16 protein-coding genes are annotated in these 21,550 nt (G+C 57.7%); 6 read left to right on the top strand and 10 right to left on the bottom strand.

What is annotated here, in order from left to right; translation table 11 throughout:
• Positions 1-89 precede the first annotated feature (89 nt).
• From C5L12_RS16450 to C5L12_RS16440, 3 genes are all read left to right on the top strand, one after another.
• Positions 90-1,427 carry an oligosaccharide flippase family protein gene (locus C5L12_RS16450; protein ID WP_245422939.1) on the top strand — a complete coding sequence of 446 codons (1,338 nt, stop codon included), beginning with the start codon at positions 90-92 and terminating at the stop codon, positions 1,425-1,427.
• Positions 1,428-1,831: 404 nt separating this feature from the next.
• On the top strand, positions 1,832-3,109 hold the full coding sequence (locus C5L12_RS16445) for a glycosyltransferase family 4 protein (RefSeq protein ID WP_157949064.1): 1,278 nt from the start codon (positions 1,832-1,834) through the stop codon (positions 3,107-3,109).
• Between the two features lie 193 nt (positions 3,110-3,302).
• Positions 3,303-4,085 (top strand): response regulator transcription factor, encoded by a 783-nt coding sequence (locus C5L12_RS16440; protein ID WP_105373135.1) that lies wholly within the window; start codon positions 3,303-3,305, stop codon positions 4,083-4,085.
• Between the two features lie 261 nt (positions 4,086-4,346).
• Here C5L12_RS16440 and C5L12_RS16435 read toward each other — a convergent pair whose 3' ends face one another.
• Positions 4,347-5,468: a hypothetical protein gene (locus C5L12_RS16435; RefSeq protein ID WP_245422938.1), complete on the bottom strand. Its 1,122-nt coding sequence runs from the start codon at positions 5,466-5,468 to the stop codon at positions 4,347-4,349.
• A gap of 294 nt (positions 5,469-5,762) precedes the next feature.
• Between C5L12_RS16435 and C5L12_RS16430 the strand changes: the two genes are divergently transcribed.
• Entirely contained in the window at positions 5,763-6,794 is a 1,032-nt protein-coding gene (locus tag C5L12_RS16430; RefSeq protein ID WP_105373133.1) for a glycosyltransferase family 2 protein, read from the top strand.
• A 27-nt stretch (positions 6,795-6,821) separates the two neighbouring features.
• On the top strand, positions 6,822-8,408 hold the full coding sequence (locus C5L12_RS16425) for a glycosyltransferase family 39 protein (RefSeq protein ID WP_105373132.1): 1,587 nt from the start codon (positions 6,822-6,824) through the stop codon (positions 8,406-8,408).
• Between the two features lie 51 nt (positions 8,409-8,459).
• Here the strand turns inward: C5L12_RS16425 and C5L12_RS16420 are convergent, their stop codons facing one another.
• From C5L12_RS16420 to bglB, 8 genes are all read right to left on the bottom strand, one after another.
• Positions 8,460-9,530, bottom strand: a complete 1,071-nt coding sequence (locus C5L12_RS16420; protein ID WP_105373131.1) for a Gfo/Idh/MocA family protein — start codon at positions 9,528-9,530, stop codon at positions 8,460-8,462.
• A complete protein-coding gene (locus tag C5L12_RS16415) occupies positions 9,527-10,549 on the bottom strand; it encodes a Gfo/Idh/MocA family protein (protein ID WP_105373130.1) in 1,023 nt (340 codons plus the stop codon). Before C5L12_RS16415 ends, C5L12_RS16420 begins: the two co-directional genes overlap by 4 nt.
• A gap of 5 nt (positions 10,550-10,554) precedes the next feature.
• Positions 10,555-11,850, bottom strand: a complete 1,296-nt coding sequence (locus C5L12_RS16410; protein ID WP_105373129.1) for a Gfo/Idh/MocA family protein — start codon at positions 11,848-11,850, stop codon at positions 10,555-10,557.
• Positions 11,847-12,941, bottom strand: coding sequence for an ABC transporter ATP-binding protein (locus tag C5L12_RS16405; RefSeq protein WP_105373128.1), 1,095 nt, complete (start codon positions 12,939-12,941; stop codon positions 11,847-11,849). The genes C5L12_RS16410 and C5L12_RS16405 overlap by 4 nt, the downstream gene beginning before the upstream one ends.
• A gap of 12 nt (positions 12,942-12,953) precedes the next feature.
• Positions 12,954-13,871: a carbohydrate ABC transporter permease gene (locus C5L12_RS16400; RefSeq protein WP_105373127.1), complete on the bottom strand. Its 918-nt coding sequence runs from the start codon at positions 13,869-13,871 to the stop codon at positions 12,954-12,956.
• Complete coding sequence (locus C5L12_RS16395) at positions 13,852-14,745, bottom strand: carbohydrate ABC transporter permease (protein ID WP_105373126.1); 894 nt, start codon at positions 14,743-14,745, stop codon at positions 13,852-13,854. Before C5L12_RS16395 ends, C5L12_RS16400 begins: the two co-directional genes overlap by 20 nt.
• Before the next feature lie 72 nt (positions 14,746-14,817).
• Positions 14,818-16,101: an ABC transporter substrate-binding protein gene (locus C5L12_RS16390; RefSeq protein WP_105373125.1), complete on the bottom strand. Its 1,284-nt coding sequence runs from the start codon at positions 16,099-16,101 to the stop codon at positions 14,818-14,820.
• Positions 16,102-16,218: 117 nt separating this feature from the next.
• On the bottom strand, positions 16,219-17,337 hold the full coding sequence (gene bglB, locus C5L12_RS16385; protein WP_105373124.1) for a beta-galactosidase BglB: 1,119 nt from the start codon (positions 17,335-17,337) through the stop codon (positions 16,219-16,221).
• Positions 17,338-17,525: 188 nt separating this feature from the next.
• On the opposite strand from bglB, the gene kdgR reads away from it, so the two are divergent.
• Entirely contained in the window at positions 17,526-18,320 is a 795-nt protein-coding gene (kdgR, locus tag C5L12_RS16380; protein ID WP_105373183.1) for a DNA-binding transcriptional regulator KdgR, read from the top strand.
• Here the strand turns inward: kdgR and C5L12_RS16375 are convergent.
• Positions 18,317-21,538 carry an efflux RND transporter permease subunit gene (locus C5L12_RS16375; protein ID WP_105373123.1) on the bottom strand — a complete coding sequence of 1,074 codons (3,222 nt, stop codon included), beginning with the start codon at positions 21,536-21,538 and terminating at the stop codon, positions 18,317-18,319. The genes kdgR and C5L12_RS16375 overlap by 4 nt on opposite strands.
• Positions 21,539-21,550 lie beyond the last annotated feature (12 nt).

Genomic DNA, 21,550 nt, shown 5'->3' with positions numbered 1-21,550 from the left:
CTTCCGGACCCGGAGACGATCAGGGATCCGGAATTCAGCCGGTTCCGACGGTATCGGATCCGGGGTCTCGCGGCTTTCGCAATCTCATCATGCGTGCCGCGGGATGGACGGTGATTGGGTATGTCCTTCCGCAATTTCTCAGGATTGCAAGCAGCCTGATCCTCACCCGTCTGCTGGTCCCGGAAATGTTCGGAATAATGGGCGTCGCCATCATGGTGCAGGTCTCGATAGCCATGCTGTCGGATCTGGGGCTGAGGCCGGCTGCGATCCAGAGTAGGATGGGGGACGAGCAATCCTATCTCGATACGGCTTGGGTGCTCCAGTTCCTGCATGGGTGCCTGATCTGGTTTGCCTGCATCCTGGTCGCCATCATCGTGGGATATGGAGCCCGATACGAATGGTTTCCTGAAGGATCGGTCTATACTGCGCCCGAACTTCCGACAGTCATCATCGCCGCATCATTCGGCACCATCATCATGGGCCTGCAATCCACAAAGATCATCACGGCCTACCGGAATCTCAATCTCGGACGCCTGACCGTCATCGAGATTGTGGCTCAAATCATAAGCCTGGCTACCGCCGTCTTGCTGGCATTCTACACCGGCTCAATCTGGTCTTTTGTGATCTCTGCCCTGGTCTCATCCTTGGTTACGACCATCCTAAGTCATGTCTGGCTGCCTGGAGTTTCGAACCGTTTCCGTGTGCAGCGGGAAGCTTTGAGCGATCTGCTCCGCTTCGGCCGCTGGATCCTGCTATCGTCGATATTAACGGTCATAGCTGCCAATGGTGACCGCATTCTGCTAGCAGGTTGGACCAGTCCCACGATGCTGGGGCTCTATATCCTCGCCCTCAATCTTATTGCGATGCTCGAGGGGGCCGGAGGGCGCCTTTTTTCCAGCGTGGCTATGCCTGCCTTGAGCAAAATTGCCAGGGAGCGGCCGGAAGATTTGCCTGCCGTCTTCCTGAAAATGCGCCTGCCTTTCGATCTCGTTTTTATAGGCAGTGCTGGCGCGGTCTATTCGGGCGGACGAATGCTCATCGAGTTCCTGTATGACGATCGTTATGTCGATGCCGCTCTGATTATCGAAATCCTCTCTTTCAGTCTAATTGCTGGGCGGTTTCTTATGTTGTCGGCAGTCTACCAAGCCGTCAACGAACCCCGAAACCAAAGCGTCCTCAATCTTGTCCGTGCGATCTCGATTTTCGTGTGCCTGCCTGTCGCTTATTATGGATTTGGATTCGAAGGAGCTCTGTGGGCAATCGCTCTTCACAGCCTGCCGATCCTGCCCTTCGTCTTTTACTTCAACAGACGCAATCGGCTTAACAATCCTCTTTATGAGATCAGCGTGCTGTTTGTTTGGCCCGTCGGATATCTTGCCGGACATTTGGCGGTGACGGCGGTCGAGATGATCGGGATCAGCTTTTAGTGAGTGCGGATAGGGATAGTAAAATTCTACCGCCAAAGACGTAGTGTACTTCTCATTCCTGTATATTGCTGGCGGATAAAGGGAAAATATTATTCTCGTAACAATAGCGCCGCCGAACAAGCTTACCTATCCGCATTCGAACAAGCTCGTCTTTCAAATCGAGGCTCCTTGCATGAAGCATATGTCCTCCCGGCTATTCGTGCCTGAGAAGCGAAAGCGTTCCAGTGCCCAATCGTGCTCACCGATAGGACTGTCATGAGATGACCGCGGAAGGGGGGCATGTGGAAAGGGTTTGGGCAAGCGGATCGCGGGAGCCGGACATAGGTGGCCCTACCCGCGATGACTGTGACGGCGGCTTTCCTGATAACATTTCGAGATCATCCGCCAGGATGCTTCGGCCTCTGTTGATTGCAGAGGCAGCCAACCCGGAATGGACGAGCGTGCCCTTGGTCGGCTGGAACCTCGCAAGGTCGATCATGGAAAGGACCAACGGCCTTATAGTGACTCAGATCAGAAATCGTGAGGCTTTCCTCCGGGCCGGTCTCGTTGAAGGCCGCGATTTCCTGACCATCGACAACGAAGGGGTTGCTCGTCTTCTCCATTGGCTCAGTAAATATCTGAGAGGAGGGGAGAACAAAGGTTGGACGGTCGTCACGGCGCTTTCTTCCTTCTCCTACTACAGCTTTGAGCGAGAGGTCTGGCGGTTGCTCGGCAGCCGACTGAAAGCGGGCGAGTTCGATCTCGTACATAGGATTACGCCGCTTAGCCCGACCAGCCAAAGCCCAATTGCTATCCGACTGAGCAAACACAAAATACCCTTCATTTTAGGGCCTCTCAATGGAGGCTTGCCCTGGCCGAAGGGTTTTACAGAGGTGCGCAGCCGTGAACGCGAATGGTTGTCGCTATTCAGGAGGCTCTATCGGCTAATGCCTTTCTATCGGGCGACCAGGATGCACGCCGCAGCGCTTGTTGCCGGATCCCGTCACACGTTCAGTGAGCTTCCGGAAAGCTGCAAGAAACGAGCCTTTCTGATTCCTGAAAACGCGGTCAATCCGGAACTGTTTCCGTTCCGGTTGCGTCAGCTTTCTGGCGACAGGCTGACTGTCGCCTTTGTTGGCCGGCTGGTTCCGTATAAGGGGGCCGACATCCTGATCGAGGCAGTCGCCGCCTATCCCGGCGGCCTGAAGATCGATGTGCTGATAATCGGTGATGGTCCTCAAAGGAGCGAATTGGAGGACGCCGTTCGGCGGAAGGGGCTTGGCGACAGGGTTCGTTTTGCAGGCTGGGTTCATCACAAGGATTTGGCTGCGGTGCTGTCGGAATCTCACGTTCTGGCACTGCCAAGTGTCCGCGAATTCGGAGGCGGCGTCGTCCTGGAAGCAATGTCGATGGGGCTCGTTCCGATCGTTGCCAACTACGGCGGGCCGCCGGAGTTGCTTGATGAACAGTCTGGAATATCGATAGATTTCAGCGACCGACAGACGTTGACCACCGGCTTCCTGGCTGCATTCCAGAGGATAGAAGCCAGCCCAGAGCTCGTCGCTCTTTTGAGCAACGGCGCGGCGCTGCGTGTACGACAACGATACACTTGGGATGTAAAGGCGAATGAAATGTTGCAGATCTACAAATGGGTTGTGGAGAGTGCTCCCAAGCCAACTCTGGATGTAGATGACCCTACGTAAAGCGAAACCAATACTTTATCAGAACTTTATTTTGATCTCTTGGTAAAGGAAATGGTAATTGAATATAGACTAAAGTACGTTTTAGTCGTATATTAAGCTCCATAAATAGTCGAAGAAAAAAATGGCAGTCTGTTTGGGGTAGTTGTAACTGCAGTTCCCAGGGGGGTGCGCCCTTGCCTGGGGAGGGGGTAGCATGAGTTCAACGACAAGCGGCTATGGCCGCTCTCCTGCCGTGTCTGAAACCTTTCGAATTATGAGTGAAATGCCGAAGCTTGCGGAAAAAGAGAACGCAAGCAAGGCCGATCTCAGTCATAACGAGTCGCTCGTCATCATCGATGCGAGAGCTCTTGATCGTGAATGCCTCGCAAAAGCGCTTGTCGGGCGGGGTCTGCAGATGGAGGTCTGCGCCGTCGGCTCCATCGAAGAATGGAGAAGGGAAAAGGATCTTTATCCTCCGGTTCAGGCCGTCTTGTTCAACATTGGCAGCCGGAAGGCAGACGATCCCGCACTTGCAAACGACATTTCCAAATTGATGGCAGAGTTTAGATCTCCGCCGATCATCGTCCTTTCGGACTCCGATGATCTCGGGCAAATCGTGAAAATGCTGGAATACGGCATCCGCGGTTTCATCCCGTCCTGCGTCGGTATCGGTGTCTGTGTTGAAGCCATCAGCTTGGCTGTTGCCGGCGGTGTCTTCATTCCTGCCAGCAGCATCCTATCCATGCGGCATTTGGTGAACACTTCGCCGACAAGCGAACAGCGATCTCTTTCGGGGATGTTCACGACGCGTCAGGAAGCGGTGGTCGAGGCGCTTCGCAAGGGCAAGGCTAACAAGATTATCGCCTATGAACTCAATCTGCGCGAAAGCACAGTCAAGGTTCATATCCGGAACATCATGAAGAAGTTGAAGGCTACAAACCGAACGGAAGTCGCCTATAAACTCAATGATATGTTTCCGTACGGACAGGTAAACTAGCCGCTGCCCGTTGGGCTTATCCTTGAATATTCCAGCTGCGAACGGCGGGTTCGCAGTTGTGGTATCGAAGTCTCCGCCGGGCTCATGTGGGGCCGGCAATTGTTCGGGGAAAGGATTGGCTGCCATTGCACAGCAATCCGCTTAGAGTGTCCTTTGTGCGTCCAGGCGGACGTACAAAGGATGCTCTATCTCAACAGAATCTACGGCATCGGCCCGAAAATCCATTCCGATTTTCGGGCCGATATCGTTGCGGGATCAAAATCAAAGCGAGGGTTTCGGGAGAGGTTTCCAGTTTGGGTCCGGCCAGATGAAGGGATTGCCGTCCGCTTGTGGCCGGGTCTCGGCGAAATAGCTCCGGCAGCGGCCGACCTCATCGGGCTCTCGAGCAAGAGTCCAATAGGTGTGGCATACTTTTTCGACGATCACCTGGCGACATTCTTCCATGCTTGGTGAATGTCTCTGTTCCCGTTTGAGGAAGTCCTGCACCGATTCCCACGCGATCCTCTGCAAGTCGGCCACCAGGGCAGGCGAAACTGTCGCAGGCGCCTTTGCTCCTTCCGGCGACTGGTGATAGATCGCGGCATAATGAACAGCTGCCATGAAGTAGATGCCTGCATCAGTCAGATGCACGTCATCCCGAAAGATCTGGCCGAGGACTTCCTTGGTGTTTCCCTGTATACCGGGGATTTTTCCCTGAAGCGCCTGATCCACGAGCTCAATCAGGGCGGTACCGCCCGGCACGACCGATAGATTGGCCGGTCGGTTTTCCGACCGTAACGTCAGCCTCACCTTCTCGGCGACACATTGCCACGCGACGGATACGTTCTTCTCATGTTCGAGCCATATCGGCAGCTTGTTCTCATCAACGGCGAGCCATGTATGGACATAGAGTGTTCTTCCTTGAGGATTGCCTTCCATCAGGCGGTCGTGGATATGGCGGAGATATCCGATCGCGTTTTCCCAAATGACATTGCCGAGAACGCCGTGATTCTCCGCAATGACCAGCGTGTCATAAGGTCGTCCCGTCTTGATATGGCGTGCGTGACGCAATTCGTCAGCGACATTCAAGCCTTCGCCGTCGCGGTTTTTCCCATAGCCGTAGCCGGCCCAGGGCTTATCGTTCTCGCCGCCCCAGGTGCGAAGCCGCAGAGGAGCGCCGGGGATATTCTGCTGTTCCCAGGCGATCTTGTTGCCTTTGCTCTTCGCGATCAGTTCGACCCAGTCCGGCAACGGATTGTCGATGAGGCTGTGACCGGTAAAGAAAATCTGGGCGGAATCCCGCCGGTCCGCGAGTGATCCTCCATCCTGCGGTCGCGCGTCGATTGCCAGCAGCAATGCAAGGGCAGAGGCAACGGCAAATAGAGGCTTCTTGGGAGCAATCACCAGCTTTCGCCTTTCCTAAGGTTTCAGGGTTTAGTCCACCCGGCTGCCATGCTTCGTCCGCTCCATTGCATAGACTTGCGTAAATTGCCGGAAGAAGGAGAGCCGGGACGTGTGGCTGGTGGCAGCATATACTGGAGCCAAGCGCCTCTTCACCCTGTCCAAGAGGTGCAATTGTATTCCTACCCCTTTTGGGGGAGAAGCGGCCGAGGTGCTGCGGCACCTCCATCCAAAGCATAAGTGGGCAAGGTTCGGCGCAGCAGCCTAGGATATCGAGCTGGAACCGCGAGAACCCCGATGTCCACAAATCCTATCAACGGCAGATCGACCTCCGTCATTAGCCTGATCATTCCCGTCCATAACGAGGAGGCGGCAATCGGCCCATTCCTGGATGCGACCAGGGCGGAACTCGATCCCTTACATGCCGAAGGCATCGAGTTCGAGTTCATCTTTATCAACGATGGTAGCCGGGACAGGACCGCCGATCGCCTGATCGAGGCTCAGCGCTCCGAGCCTCGCATCCGGATCATCGATCTGTCTCGCAATTTCGGCAAGGAGGCCGCGATGACGGCCGGGCTTGATGCCTGCCGAAGCGATGCCGCCATTCCTATCGATGTCGATCTGCAGGATCCTCCCAATGTCATCCCGCTGCTGCTGGACAAATGGCGTGAGGGCTACGAAGTGGTCGTGGCCAAACGCTCAGACCGGTCGAGCGACAGCTTTCTCAAGCGCAGCACCGCTTCGATGTTCTACCGCCTGCACAACCTGATCGCTTCCCAGGAGATACCGCCGGACGTGGGTGATTTCCGGTTGATGGATCGTCAGGTGATCGATGCGCTGCGGCAGCTTCCCGAACGGCGCCGTTTCATGAAAGGGCTATTTGCCTGGGTGGGCTTCCGGACGGCTGTTGTCGAATATGCGCGTGAGCCGCGTGTGGCGGGACAATCGAAGTTTTCCGGTTGGCGCCTGTGGAATCTGGCGCTCGAAGGGATCACCTCGTTCTCCAGCGTGCCTCTTGAAATCTGGACCTATGTCGGAGCATCGATCTCTGCCCTCTCGTTCGGCTACGGGCTCCTGACGATCATAAAGACACTCTACTTCGGCGTGGAAGTGCCTGGTTATGCTTCGCTGCTGGTGAGCATGCTGTTTCTTGGCGGCGTTCAACTGATTGGGATCGGTATTCTTGGTCAATATCTAGGCCGCGTTTACGCCGAGATCAAACAGCGGCCGATTTATATCGTCCGGCGGGAAATCAGCCCACAGCCGCAAGACAATCTTGTTTCGATAGGCCAGCGCACGCGCCGCCGCCGGTCCACCAGATCCGTATGAAAATCGAATTTAGCGGAGGGCATCGCGGTGAGCTTTCCCCCAACTGATCAGCTGCCTGCGAGCCAAAGTTCCTGGCGCGCTGTTCCCGTGTCGCCGAACTTCCGCGAGTTGGCGTGGGGACATGTTCTTCCGATCACCCTCATCGCCCTCGTGGTTATGGGCATAACGCTGAGGGTCATCAACCTGCTTTTCGAAGCGTCGCTTTGGGAAGACGAGATATTTTCGGTGGCTATGGCCGAAAGTCCGGTAACCGATCTGCTTCTGGCGGCGCTACGTTTCGACACGCATCCACCTCTCTATTATGTTCAGTTGCACCTGTGGGCGGCGCTGGATGACAGTGATCGCTGGTATATTCTCAACTCGACGCTGTTCAGCATCATAGCCATCATAGCGCTTTTCGAGACGTGCCGGCGGATCTATGGCTGGACTGTCGGCCTTTGGGCCGCTGCGATCTTCGCATTGATGCCGCTACAGCTCTTCTTTGCGGAAAACGTACGGATGTATCCGATGCTTGCCCTGCTGCAGATCGGGCTTTGGTATGTGCTTCAGCAGATGATTGTGGAAAAGCGGGCGACGATGCGGCAGTTGTTCGTGGCGCTGTGCCTCGGTCTTGCTGTGACCTTTACGCATGGCCTCGGCTTCTTTGTTACATTCTTCCTGTTCCTTCATGCCGGTTTACGCCTCTTCAAAGCCACGCCGGCACGAGACTTCCGTCTCTTGCTAGCCACCTATGTGGTCGTTGCCCTGGCTGCCCTTTATCCTCTGGCGATTGGTGCCGTCCGGCAGACCGAAGGCGTTTCAGGATTTGATCTTCCAGCGATTGGCATCCATCTGACGCTGACCTTGCTGGGACTGGAGTTTCCATGGCCGACGATCGCGGGACTGCTCGCTCTGCCGCTGATGGTTCTATTGCCTTTGACCAAAACCCGCGACCGCTGGATCGGAATCTTCCTGGTTGTCGTTCCGATCGGCGTGTTGCTTGCTATATCTCTGTTGGCGAAACCGGTCTTCATCTACCGGACGCTTGGCCTCTTCCTCCCGTTTTTAGCGATCTCGCTTGCGCTTTATGCGGATACCGCTTTCAAGGAGAGGATAGTTGCTCATCGTGTGGCGGCTTCGGTCATCGTCCTCCTGATGCTTTTCGGCGGCGTCAACTACACGATGACCTTCGAAAAACGGGGGTACCGCGAGGTCGTCGTAGCCTGGGAAGCCCGGTCGGCAGAGGATGCCATCATCATGACCAATGGCCCCTCTGAATTCTGGGCTGTTCTGCGTTACCTGGGCGACGGTACGGGAAGGGTCAGCGCACTTGAGATCCAGCCGCCCGTGCGGGATGGCATGTTGCGCCTCAGGGAGAAGCTGGATGGCTTCGGAGCCGCAAGCCTCGGGTTGTTCGGCAAGGCGGACCATGCCGTGGTGGGCAAGCGGCACGTCTATCCCTATGTGGCGCAGGACATAATTGCCGTTTCCCCAGAGGTATGGATTCTCAATCCGAAATCGGAGAATTGCGTGCTTGGCGATGCGGAAATCCCGCTTGAGCAACGCGACGCACTTTCTTTGGCGGGGCACAATCTTACAAAATGCCGCAACCTTCAATTCGGCTTGAAACAATAGTTCGATCTTGGAAGGATCATCGGCGGGAAACCGATGCAGGCATTGCCTTGCTTATTTTGGCAGCCAGCCTGCTGCCAACGCGTGATCCACGGAAAGCGGCAGGCGCACGATCTGGCGCTCTCTGGCCGACGCATAGATTGCTGTCACAAGCTCGATCGAGTGATAACTTTCCTGAATCGATGGCAGATATAGGTCCGGTTCTCCGGTCAGTCTTGCATGGACATCCGCGAATAGTCCGGGAAATCGTGGACGGACCTCGGGTACTTGACGAGTTGCCGCGTCGATCTCCGCCTGCCGCGAAGAATCGGTGGCTTCGAACGTCCACGGCCCGGCCCCGATCTGATAAGGCTCGGTGCCCGAGGTAACTGTGACATGCTCGAAACACATCCGCAGCCGCGAGCTGTTTCCAGCCGCACCCAAAGTGACTGAGGACGTGATCAGCGCACCTGTTGCAGTGCGCATCGAAAGCACAGCGCAATCTTCCGTCTCGATCGGATTGACGCGGGTATCAAGGAAGGCGGCAACCTCCACCACATCTCCTACGAGATGAGTCGTCAGATTGTGGATATGACAGGCATGGCTGACGAGCACGCCGCCGAGTTCGCCTTTCCAGGTGCCCCGCCAGCGTTCCGCGTAATAATCAGATCCGCGTTGCCAATGCGTCTCCAGCGCTACCACGTAAGGCCGGCCCAGGAGACCGCGGACCTTCAGTTCATGCGCGGCGCGGTAGCCGGCGCCATAACGATACTGAAATACCGGAAAGACCTGGCGTCCCGTTCGTGTGGAAAGCTCGGCGACCCGGCGCACTTCGGTTATTGAACCGGCAAGGGGTTTTTCGCAGACGACATGCTTGCCTGCTTCAAGCGCGGTGAGCGTCATTGGCGCATGCAATTGAGGCGGCAGGCAGATGTCGACCAGATCCACTTTGGGGTCGGCGAAGACCTCGCTGATATCGGGAACTGCCCGGCTGCCCGGAGCTTGTTGCGCTGCTTCCTCGGCGCGGGGAAGGTTAAGGTCGCAGACGTACCGGACATCGAACAGATCGGCCAATTCGGCGTAAGCGGCGATATGAGCCTTGCCAATTCCCGCGCCGATGACGGCGACACGGATACGCTCTGTCATCGAATTGCTTTCTCTTCCGCGATAAGTTGCGCCTCCAATGCCAGTCGGGTGGCCAGAAACGCGTGAGACTGTGCCATGGCGGTCTCGGTTCGCCTTTCCACGTCGGCAACCAAATGGGCGAAGAATGGTTTTCCGGCGCCTCTCGCCTCGAACCGCAGCACGCCCGACTTATCGACAAGGAAAACGTGGTCCTGGCCGTCATGGCCGGCGATATCAATGTATTTACGAAGCTCGATATAACCTTCCGCTCCCAGAATGGTCATCCTGCCGTCGCCCCAGACTGGAAGACCGTCCGGCGTCAGCCAATCCACCCGGGCATAGCCGCGCCCGCCATTGCCTTCGAGCAGCACCTCGCCGAAATCCTGAAATGTTGGCCGATCCGGATTTGCGACATTGGTCACATGGGCAGAAACCACACGTGCCTCTGTCGATCCGGTGAAATGCAGGAACTGGTCGAACTGATGGGCGCAGATATCAGCGAGAATCCCGCCGCAGCGGGCTCTGTCCCAGAACCAGTCCGGCCGGAGATGCGCATTCAAGCGGTGCGGCCCGAGGCCAACCGTTTGAACCACCTTGCCGATGCGGCCCTCGGCAATCAGCTGATCCGCCAGGGTAGCGCTCTCGACGGAGATGCGTTCGGAAAAGGATACGACCCAGCGCCGACCGGTCTCTCCGACGGCGCGCTGGATGTCTGCCAGCTGATCCAGGCTGGTGCAGCCGGGTTTGTCGACCAGAACGTCCTTGCCGTGCGACATCGCCGCCACCGCGATTTCGGCGCGTTCGCTGTTAATCCCGGCCGAAAGCACAAGGGTTATACTCTTATCCTCGAGGATGGCCTGCATCGGACGGGCCGGCAGATCCGGATAGGTTTCCTGGAATGTCTTGCGAGCCGCCTCCGGGGTCTCCTCGCCCGTCGTCCACGCAACGAGCGTGGCCCCGGCATCCAGCATGCCGTTGATCATGCCGTAGATATGTCCATGGTCTATGCCGATGACGCCGATGCGAAGGTTGAAGGCCATGGAGCTTACCTGTTCAGCTGAATGCCGCGCGCGCGGAGCATGGTTTGGATATTGACCAAGGAACCCGTCTCTATGGAAGCATTGGCGGCGATGCCGGTGAGGATGGACCAGGCGCCGGCGACATGATCGGAGGCGCGGCCGTAGAGGTCGGGCTGCATGCTTTCCGGATCAAAGATATAACCCAGCATGACCGGATCCGCGCCGCCGTGATCCCCCGCAGCCTTCGGGACGGCAAGCTGGCGCGGAGGCTCGCCGGCCAAGTGAAGTTCCGTGGTGATCGCATCTTCATCCGCATGGGCGCGTTTGCCACCGAACACCCCATGGACCTCGACATGGCGATGGGTGATGTCGCCTTTGGTGCCCTGGAACTTGATCTCCAACCCTTCCCAGGGCGAATAGGCCGTCAGAGTGTAATTGGCGGTGACGCCCGAGGCGTAGCGGATATGCGCCTGCATCGTATCTTCGATGCCAATCTCTTCGTCGAACACGCAAAGATCGCGGAAATAGCCGTCTTCGTGCTCAGCCTCGGCATAGAGGTTGCGCAGGTTTTCGTCGGCTGCAAGGTCGAGCCGGAAATCGCATTTATAGGCGACGGGACAGTCGCTGCAGCGTGGTCCACGGCCTGCGAGACCAAGTTCCGTCGCCATTTCCGGACGATAAAAAACGCGGCGCCCGGAAGCCAGGACTTCCGTCGGCACGGTCCCCAGCCACCAATTGAGAAGATCAAAATGGTGGGTGGATTTGTGAACCAGCAGCCCGCCGGAATTCTCCTTCTGGCGGTGCCAGCGACGGAAGTAATCAGCGCCGTGAACCCGGTCGAGGTGCCAACGGAAATCCACCGCCGTGACGGTGCCGATCGCTCCCGATGAAATCAGTTCCTTGATCTGGGTGCGTGCCGGCGAATAGCGGTAGTTGAAGGTCACGGTGACCTTTCGGCCCGTGCGCGCCTGAGCGTCGACGATCTGCTTCAGACGGCTGAGATCGATCGTCAGCGGCTTTTCACAAATGACGTCGCAGCCGGCTTCGAAGGCACGAACAATGTAATCGGCGTGCAGGAAATCCGGCGTGGCGACGACAACCGTATCCGGCCTCTGCTCCGCGATCAGCCGGTCGAAATCGGCGGCGAGGTAAGTCGCGACACCGTTCGTCCCGGGCTTCGAGGCCGCCTGCGCTGCCTCTCCAAGACGATGAGCATTGCTGTCGCAGAGCGCGACGATCTCATGTTTGTCAGCATAATCTTCAACAACGGAATTGCGGAACATCTGATGCCGCGAGCCGCATCCAACAATGGCGATCTTCACTGGGCTTGGCTTTCTTTCTGGATGGGTTCGATGCGTTGGCCTGTGCTATCGAAATAGTGGAGGTCGGGGAGGTCGAATCCGATCGTGACCGGATCACCCATTCGGTAGGACGTGCGCCCATTGTCGCTGACCAGCAGCACCTGGCCTGAAGACAGGGCGATATGCAGCAGGGTCTCGCTGCCCAGATATTCCACCAGCCGAATCGTGCCTTCGCCCGTGACATCGCCGCTGCCGACGCGCAGAGACGAAGGCCGCACGCATAAAGTCAGCGCCTGATCACCGGTTGGAAGCTCGGCAATCGCAAAATCAGGCATGCCGGCCACTGACACCACGGTCCTGCCCGCTTCGCGTGTCGCTTTCGCCTGCAGCATATTGATCTTCGGAGAGCCGATGAAGCCCGCGACAAAGAGGTTCTGCGGTCGGGTATAGAGATCCTGGGGCGTCCCTAGCTGCTCGATCTTGCCACCGCGCAAAACAACGATCCGGCTCGCCATGGTCATCGCTTCCACCTGGTCATGGGTCACGTAGATCATGGTAGTGCCAAGGCGTGCGTAGAGCGAGGCAAGTTCCGCCCGCATCTGGACGCGCAGTTCCGCGTCCAGATTGGAAAGCGGCTCGTCGAACAGGAAAAGCTGCGGCTCGCGCACGATCGACCTGCCGATCGCCACACGCTGCTTCTGTCCGCCAGAAAGCTGGCGCGGCTTGCGGTCCATAAGCTGCTCGATTTGCAAGATACGGGCCGCCTCCGCCACCCGGCGTTCCACCTCGCTGCGCGACACTTTGAAATTCTGAAGGCCAAAAGCCAGGTTTTTTCGCACGCTCATATGCGGATAGAGGGCGTAGCTTTGAAAGACCATGGAGAGCTCACGCTTCGAGGCGGGCAAGTCGTTAACGACCTTTCCACCGATCGAGATCGTTCCCTCGCTGATGTCTTCGAGGCCCGCGATCATGCGCAGGAGCGTCGACTTTCCGCAGCCCGATGGACCGACGAGAACAAGAAACTCACCATCGTGGATGCCCAGGTTCAGCCCCTGGATGATGGACAGCGCTCCATAGCGCTTGCCGACGTTTCGAAGCGTCAATCCTGCCATGCGTCTTGTTCCCTATTTCATTCCGGAGGTGGCGATGCCGCGCACGATGAGTTTCTGGAACAGGACGAAGAAGATGACGACCGGGACCAGTGAAAGGACCGACATCGCAAACATCTGGCCATAGGCGGACTGTCCTTCCTGATCGAGGAACAGTCGAAGCGCCAAGGGCACTGTGTAGCTCTTGATGTCGTTGAGGTAGATGAGCGGGGCCAGGAAATCCTCCCAAACCCAGATCAGAGAAAAGATCGCCGCGGTACCCATGGCCGGCAGCGAAAGCGGCAATATGATCGCCCAATAGATCTTGAAGGGCGAACAGCCGTCGATCATCGCAGCTTCGTCCAGCTCCCGCGGCAGTTGGCGAAAGAACTGCACCATCAGGAAGATGAAGAAGGCATCGGAGGCGAGGAAGCGCGGCACGACCAGAGGCAGATAGGTATCGACCCAGCCAAGATTCAGGAACTGAACATATTGGGGGATGAGAACCACGTGATAGGGGATCATCAGGGTCATCATCATCAGTGCGAAGAAGAAGCTGCGCCCGGTGAAGTTCAGCCGAGCGAAGGCATAGGCCGCGAACGAACATGAGACCAGATTGCCGATCACCGACAGGCCGGTGACGATTGCCGAGTTCACGTAGAAGACCGTGAATGACATGGGCAGGGCATACCAGCCCTTGGTGTAATTCTCGAACTGAAACTCGGAAGGCCAAAGCGTCAGGCTGCCGAAGATCTCGTTCTCCGGCTTGAAGGAGGAAGCGAGCAGCCAGAACAGCGGGTAGAGCATGACACATGAGACGATGATCAGGAAGATATGCTTCAGGATCCGACCGTTGCGTTCTTGCCGGTCGCGTTTCAGCCGCAGCTCGTGAGCCACCCGCGCGGCCTCATCCATCTGGATGGCGAGTTCCAGATCAGTCGCGCTCGTTTTCATAGTGCACCCAATATTTAGACGTGAAAAACGCAATCGCGGTGAAGGTCGCGATGATGACCAGCAGGAACCAGGCTAGCGCCGATGCGTAGCCCATGCGGAAGAACTTGAAGGCCTCGTTGAACAGGTAGACCGTATAAAACAGGAGGCTGTCTGCGGGAGCGCCGGTGCCGTTGGAGATGATGAAGGCGCTCGAAAAGGTCTTGAAGGAATCGATGGTCTGCAGCACCAGATTGAAGAAGATCACCGGGGCAAGAAGCGGCAGAGTGATGCGGGTGAATTGCCGCCAGCGAGGTGTGCCATCGATTTCCGCCGCCTCGTAAAGATCGCGCGGTATGCCGCGCAGGCCCGCCAGAAAGATCAGCATCGGCGAGCCGAATTGCCACATAGCGAGCACCACCAGCGTATAAAGCGAGGTGTCGGGATCGGTGATCCACGACGCTCCCTGAATTCCCACCATCGCCAGAACCTGATTGACCACACCATCGGCAGCGAAAAGTTGGCGCCATAGGATGGCGATGGCAATGGAAGCGCCGAGCAGCGACGGCAGGTAGAATATGGCTCGGTAAAGGCCGATCGTCCGCAGACCCTTGTCGAGCAGCATGGCGACACCCAGCGCCATGATCAGGCGAGCGGGCACAGCCAGCGCAACGTAGGTAAACGTCACCTCCAGCGCTTTCCAGAACCGCCGGTCGCGCGTGAACATATATTCGTAATTGCCCCAACCGATCCATCGGGGCGCGCTCACCATGTCATAGCGGGTGAAGGAAAGATAAAGCGATGCCAGGATCGGCCCCAAAGCGAGCAGGAAAAATCCGATCAACCATGGAAGAAGAAACACATAGGCCGGTGCATTGCGGGCAAAAAAACGTTTCATCGAAACGACCTTGTTGTCGGAAGAGAGGCCCCGGCGGCAGGAATGACCGGGGCCTTGATATCCCGGCGCCTCTTACTGGGCGCGCTCGACGATTGCCTGGGCGTCCTCGATGAACATGCCCGCGGCTTCCGCAACTTCCGCCTTGCCCAGCACGACATCAGTGCCGATACGCATGAAGGCGTCTCGTACCTCTCCGGCTCCCTTGGGGGCGGGCAGCGGCAGCGGGCCTACCTTGCTCTGAATCGCGGTGAAGTAGTCGACGGAGAGCTTCTCCACCTCGGTCAGCTTCGGGGTCAGCGCTGCGCGGACCTTGGGCGAACAAGGGATTCCGCGTTCCAGGCCGAGAATACCGGTGATCTCGGGATCGTTAACCCAGGCATTCATGTAGGCGATTGCGGCTTCCGTGTCCTTTGCGTCGCGGCTGAGCGACAGGAACATCGAGGGCTTGATGAACTGCCCAGGCTTGCCGCCAGCCTTGTGGGGCACCATGGCGGCGCCGATCTTGTCCTTTGCGACAGCCTGGATGCCGACCATCTGGTTGGACCAGTAGTGGGACATGGCAGTGTCGCCAACGGCAATGCCGGACTCCGCAATCGGCGGGTCGAGAATGACGGTCTTGTTCTTGTCGCGGACGACCCCGGCCTTGCGCAGGTCGGCCCACATCTGCCACCAACCGGCCACGTCCTCAGCCGTCGCCGTGACCTTGCCCTCCGGGCCATAAAATTCCCGGCCATTCTGGCGAACCCAGGATTCGAAGGTCTCGATCATCAGGGACAGATCGTCCGACCCCTTCATCTTGCCTCCGGACTTGGCGGTGATCTTTTCGCAAACCTTGCCGAAGTCGTCCCAGGTCCAGTTGATCAGGTCGGCATCGATACCGGCCTCCTTGAAGGCGCGTGTATTATGGACCATCACCTGGCTGTTCGACCCGATGTTGAGGGCGTAGAGCTTTCCATCGACCTTGCCGCCGTCAAGCGGGCCTTTGTCGAAATCGGCGATCATCAGGCTCTTGCCGACGAATTCATCGAGAGGCTTCAGCGCACCGCGATGGACGTATTCGAACAGGAACCGATAGTCCATCTGCACGAGGTCGGCCATGTTCCGGCCTGCGGTCTGAGTCGCCATCTTGGTCCAATAGTCGCCCCAGCCGATCGTTTCGCCCGAAACCTTTATTCCGGCGTTCTTCTTCTGGAACGTGTCGATGACTGCAAAGGTGCGCTTGTCTCGCTCCGGATTGCCCCACCAATAGTGCCGGATCGTGCGATCGGCAGCAAAAAGCGGCGTGGCTGGAAGTGCAGAAGCAGCGGCCGCCGCTCCGATGGTGCTCAGCACGGCACGTCTTGTCAGTTTGGTCATTTCATCCTCCTCCTTCTAATCCGGAGCGCCTTTTCGGCACCGGATTCGTTGCGGTCGTTCATGTTTGCGTGACGGCTCCTCCTGCCGGATACGCTTCATTCTTGTCCGCACAGCTTGCTAGATGAAGCTGCGCAAAAGTTCGGTCAGGCAGAGCATGGCCATCGCTTGACCGTAGGGCATGGATGTCAGCTTGATCTGCCGATAGAAATCGAGATCGCCGCCCATCGCCGTACCGAAAGATACCTGCTGAAGTTCTCCGTCGGGGCTGATGTTATCGATCACGCCCTTCATTGCCTGCTCGGCGGTCTCCAGATATTCGATGCCCAAATACCGCTTGCGCACGCCCTTCATCAGGCCATAGGCGAAGCCGGCAGTCGCCGAGGCTTCCAGATAGCTCGACGGATCATCGATCAGCGTGTGCCACAGGCCCGATGGATGCTGGTGCAGTTTCAGCGCGGCTGCCTGCCGGCCGAGCAAGGACACCAGGTGACGGCGGACGGGGTCGTTTTCGGAAAGATCCAGGAGCTCGATGAATTCCGGAATGGCGATCGTGATCCAGCTATTGCCGCGTGCCCAGCGAGCCCGGGCGAAATTATGATTGCCGTCGAACGTCCAGCCGTGGAACCAGAGGCCGGTCTCCGTATCGGAGAGATATTGGGCGTGGACCAGGAACTGGTATTTTGCCTCTTCCACGAATTCCGGCCGCTTGAGCACAAGGCCGATCTTGGCAAGCGGCAGCACGCTCATCATCAGCGTGTCATCCCACATCTGCTGATCGTTGACGCTGTTATAGACGATATGCTGCAGCCCGCCTTCGCGGGTACGCGGCATCTCGTACATCACCCATTCGGCCCAGGTTTCCAGGTATGGCCGCCACCGGGAATCCCCCGTCATCTCGTAGAGATAGGCAAGCGTCAGGAACGGTGCGACGGTATTAATGTTCTTCGTGGGCGTTCCTTCAGCAAGCCGAGCTTCAAACCAATCGACGATGATATCCATCACTTTCTGGTTGCCGGTCAGCTGCCAATATTTGAGAAGTCCAAAAAGGGCGACGCCATGGGTCCATTCCCAACCCGCCCAGCCCTTGGTGTCGATAACGCGGCCGTCATCGAGACGCAGGAGAAATTCGCCGGTGCGATCCTCGATATGGACAAGGTTGTCAATTAGCCGATCGATAAGGCTGCACACATCACTGCGCTGGATCAGGTGTTGCTTCTGCCGCAGCAGCGGATGCATCCGGAAACCTCCTTTAAAATATTCGGAACGTTATTCCGGATTTTAGGAAATCACACTCCTGCTGGCTTTTCAACCATGTTTTTCTGCTGCAGTCTGCTTCCTGACGGAGCCTCCGGGTGCCGCCTGTCTATCTTGACATCGGTTTCTCTAAATTCCAGAATGAGATTTCGAAAAAAATAGAACAAGCGATGTCAGAGCTGCACTCGAAAACCGAAAATGTCGCTGCCGTCCTTAAGGTCTTTGCCGTGATGGAGGCCTTGGTCGAGGGGAAAAAGGTGAGCCTTGCGGATCTCGCCCAACGAGCCATGACCTCGAAAACCACGGCGCATCGCCTGCTGCAGACCATGGTCGATCTCGGCTATGTGGAGCAGGATGCGGAGACGGAAAAATACGGCTTAACGCTGAAACTCTTCAGCCTCGGGGCCCGTTCGCTGACCGAGCAGACCGACCTGCTGCGTGTGGCGGACCCGGCGATGGGAAAACTTTCCCGAGCAACCGGCGAATCCATCAATCTCGGCATTCTCGACGACCGCGATCAAAAGGTGGTTTATATTCACAAATACGATTCCGCCTACAGTCTCTCGATGAAATCGACACTGGGGCTACGCAACCCGTTGCACAGCACCTCTCTGGGAAAAGCCCTTCTTGCCTGGCGGGACGACGAGGAGATCCGTGAGCGGATCAACAAGATGGAACTGACGAAGCTCGCGCCGCGCACCATCACCGATCCGCAGGAACTATTTGAACAACTGCATATAACCCGCAGCCGCGGCTTTGCCGAGGAGGTGGAAGAGAGCGAGGCGGGCGTGCGGTGCATGGCGGCGCCGATCTTCAACTACTTGGGAAAACCGGTCGCGGCGATGTCGATTTCCTTTCCGATGTTCCGGTTCGATGAAAGCCGGAAATCCGAATATGTCGAGCTCTTGCGCGCGGCGGGGCTTGCTGCCTCCACCGGGCTCGGCTACCAGCCGGAAAGAAACTAGATACCGCCTTTGCGAGTTTCGACGCAGTTTTCATGTTGCGTCGAGACTTTGCCGGCGATTGGTCGGCTGCCCCCGGTGTCAGAGTCGTTTGCAAGGAAATGGCGCTTTCGACTGAATTTTTCTTCCAGGCGCTGCATCACCACAAACAGGGACGGTACGAAGACAACCGTCAAGCATGTGGAACCAAGCATGCCGGTCAGCACGGCGATGCCGATGGACTTCTGGGCACTGGCACCTGCGCCGGTCTGAAGCACCAAGGGCACCACCCCGAGAATGAAGGCAATTGACGTCATCAGGATCGGACGGAAGCGGCTGCGAGCGGCATCCACTGCGGCCTCGAGGATCGTTCTGCCTCTAGTCAGCCTTATATGCCGCGCCGTTTCGACGATGAGAATCGCGTTTTTCGCAGAAAGTGCGATCAGCAACACGAGACCAATTTGGGTATAGAGATTGACGGCAGCGTTGGCGGCCAGAAGCGTGGCCGCTGTGCCGATCAGCGCAAGAGGGACCGTGGCGATCACCGAAACGGGTGCGTACCAGCTCTCGTATTGGCCGGCCAGCACGAAATAGACGAGGATGAGGCTGAGGGCGTAGACCAGGTAAATCTGCCCGCCGAGTTCGCGCTCCTGATAGGAGACGGCAGTCCATTCGGTCGAGAAGTCACCAGGCAGTAGATCGCTGGTCATCCTTTCCAGTTCATCCAGCGCTTGACCCGTGCTGTAGCCCTGGGCCTGCGTGCCGATGATTTGTGCAGAGGGATAAAGATTGTAAAGGCTGATCAGTGAAGGTCCGCTTACGGCTTTTACCTCCGCCAATGAGCCGAGAGGCACCATTTGGCCGGTCGCGCTCCGGAGCCTCAATTGCTGGAGGTCGGCAAGTTCGATCCGCTTGCCCGCCTCTGCCTGAACGTAGACCTGGAAAACCCGCCCGAAAAGATTGACTTGGCCGGCGTAGGAAGAGCCGATGAACTGACTGACCGTGTCATAGGCGTTGCCGATGTCGACGCCCGCCGTTTCGGCCTTGGTTCGGTCGATGGATACGGCGAATTGGGGGGCATCGGCCCTAAAGGGACTGAATGCCTGGCGAAAGACCGGGTTGATCCGCGCCGCTTCGGTAATCGAAGCGGCGACCTCCTGCAGAGCCGCGTAGTTGAAATTGCCGTCGCGCGCTTCGATCTGCAGTGAAAAGCCGGCCGCGTTGCCTATGCCCTGGATCGGAGGCGGCGGAAGGACCAGCGCCTGACCATCCGGCAGATCGGCGGTCAACTGGTGGAGTTTCGTGTAGAGAGAAAGCAGATCTTCTCCGTCTTTCCGAGCGCTCCAGTCCGTGAGAATGACATAGAGGATTCCGGCGTTGGCGAGGCCTGCATTGTTGTTGAGGGCGGATAGTCCACTGATGGCGATGACCGTCTCAACGGCTTCCGCGGTCTCGATCCGCTTGCGGACGGTTTCGAGCGCGGCGCGGGTCCGTTCCAAAGAGGCTCCTTCCGGAAGCTGCACCGATACCAGAAAATAACCCTGGTCCTCGACGGGCAGGAAAGCCGTCGGCACGCGGGACAGAAGATAGACTGAAAAGGCTACCAGTAGGGCGGTGACGAGTGTCAGCGCTGTGCTGACACGGATCATCCGCGCCACCATAGCGGCATAGAGGCGTTCGCTCGCGTCGTAGACCCTGTTGAAGCCACGAGAGAGGATGTTCTTGCGGTATCCGGGTGGGCGTGCCTTCAGCCAGAGGGCGCATTGGGCAGGTTTCAGCGACATCGCGTTGACCGCGCTAATGAGCGCTGTTGCCGCTATCACAAGCGAGAATTGCTTGTACATTTCGCCGCTGAGGCCGGGCAGAAAGGAAGCTGGCAGAAATACGGCCAGCAGAACAAGCGTGATGCCGAGAATGGGGCCTGTCAGCTCCCGCATCGCGAGAACGGCTGCGTCGCGCGGGGAATGACCCTCTCGGATGTGCTTCGCCGCCGCTTCGACAACCACAATGGCGTCATCGACCACAATGCCGATGGCAAGAATAATCGCGAAGAGGGTGGAGAGATTGACGGTGAAGCCGAATATCGCGAGCGCAGCGAAGGCACCGATAATAGTGACCGGGACGGTTGTTGCCGGTACCAAGGTCGCTCGCCAGTCTTGAAGAAAAATCAGGATGACCACGAGCACCAATACCGCCGCTTCCGCCAGCGTATGATAGACATCGTCGATCGCGGCGGAGACGAAACGGGTGGTATCGAAGGGAATGGAATGGGTCATGCCTTGCGGAAAATCGCCAGACAGTTCCGCCATCTTCATGTTGACGCGCTCCATGACGTCAAGGGCGTTAGCTTCCGGCAACAGGAAGAGCGCGAGCCCTGCGGCCGGCCGGCCGTCCATCGAGAAGTCCTGGTTGTATTGCTGGGCACCCAGCTCCACACGCGCCACATCGCGCAGCCTTATCACTTGCCCGCCATCCGACACGCGGACGATGATGTCTTCGAACGCGGGTACATCGGTCAGCCTGGAATCGAGCCTGAGGGTATATTGAAAACTCTGACCCTGCGGCACCGGCGGAAGACCGAGTTGTCCCGCCGACGTGGAGCGGCTCTGCCTGTTGATCGCGTTGATGATGTCGGCCGGAACGAGGCTTCGGGCGGCGAGAAGTTCCGGATCCATCCAGATGCGGACCGCGTATTGTCCGGCGCCGAAGACAACCACGTTGCCAATGCCCGGGATGCGCGAAATCTGGTCGATAACGTTGATCGTCGCGTAGTTTGCCATGAACAGACTGTCATGGCTTGGATCGGAGGACGAGAGGGCGACAATCGCAAGGATTGCCGTCGAACGTTTGGCGGTCTGCACTCCTTGAGCCTGCACTGCGTCGGGTAGCGAGGGAACGGCCCCTGCCACCCGGTTCTGCACCAGGATCTGCGCTTGGTCCGGATCGGTGCCGATCGCGAAGGTGACGGTGAGCGTATAGGACCCATCGCTCGTCGCGGTTGACTGCATATAGAGCATGCCTTCGACACCATTGACTTTTTGTTCGATGGGCAGGGCCACGTCGCGAACAATGGTCTCGGCATTGGCGCCGGGATAACGAGCGGTGACCTGGACCGATGGCGGCACCACATCGGGATACTGGGATACAGGCAGCCGCGTTAGCGCCACGATGCCGAGAATCATCGTCAGAATGGCGATGACGTTGGCAAGAATCGGTCGATCGATGAAGAACTTGGCGATCATAGCAAGCCTGTA

The sequence above is a fragment of the Neorhizobium huautlense genome (assembly GCF_002968575.1).
Classification (GTDB): Bacteria; Pseudomonadota; Alphaproteobacteria; order Rhizobiales; family Rhizobiaceae; genus Neorhizobium; species Neorhizobium huautlense.
Note: the sequence above shows the minus strand (reverse complement) of the source record. Positions and strands in the feature narration are given on the sequence as shown.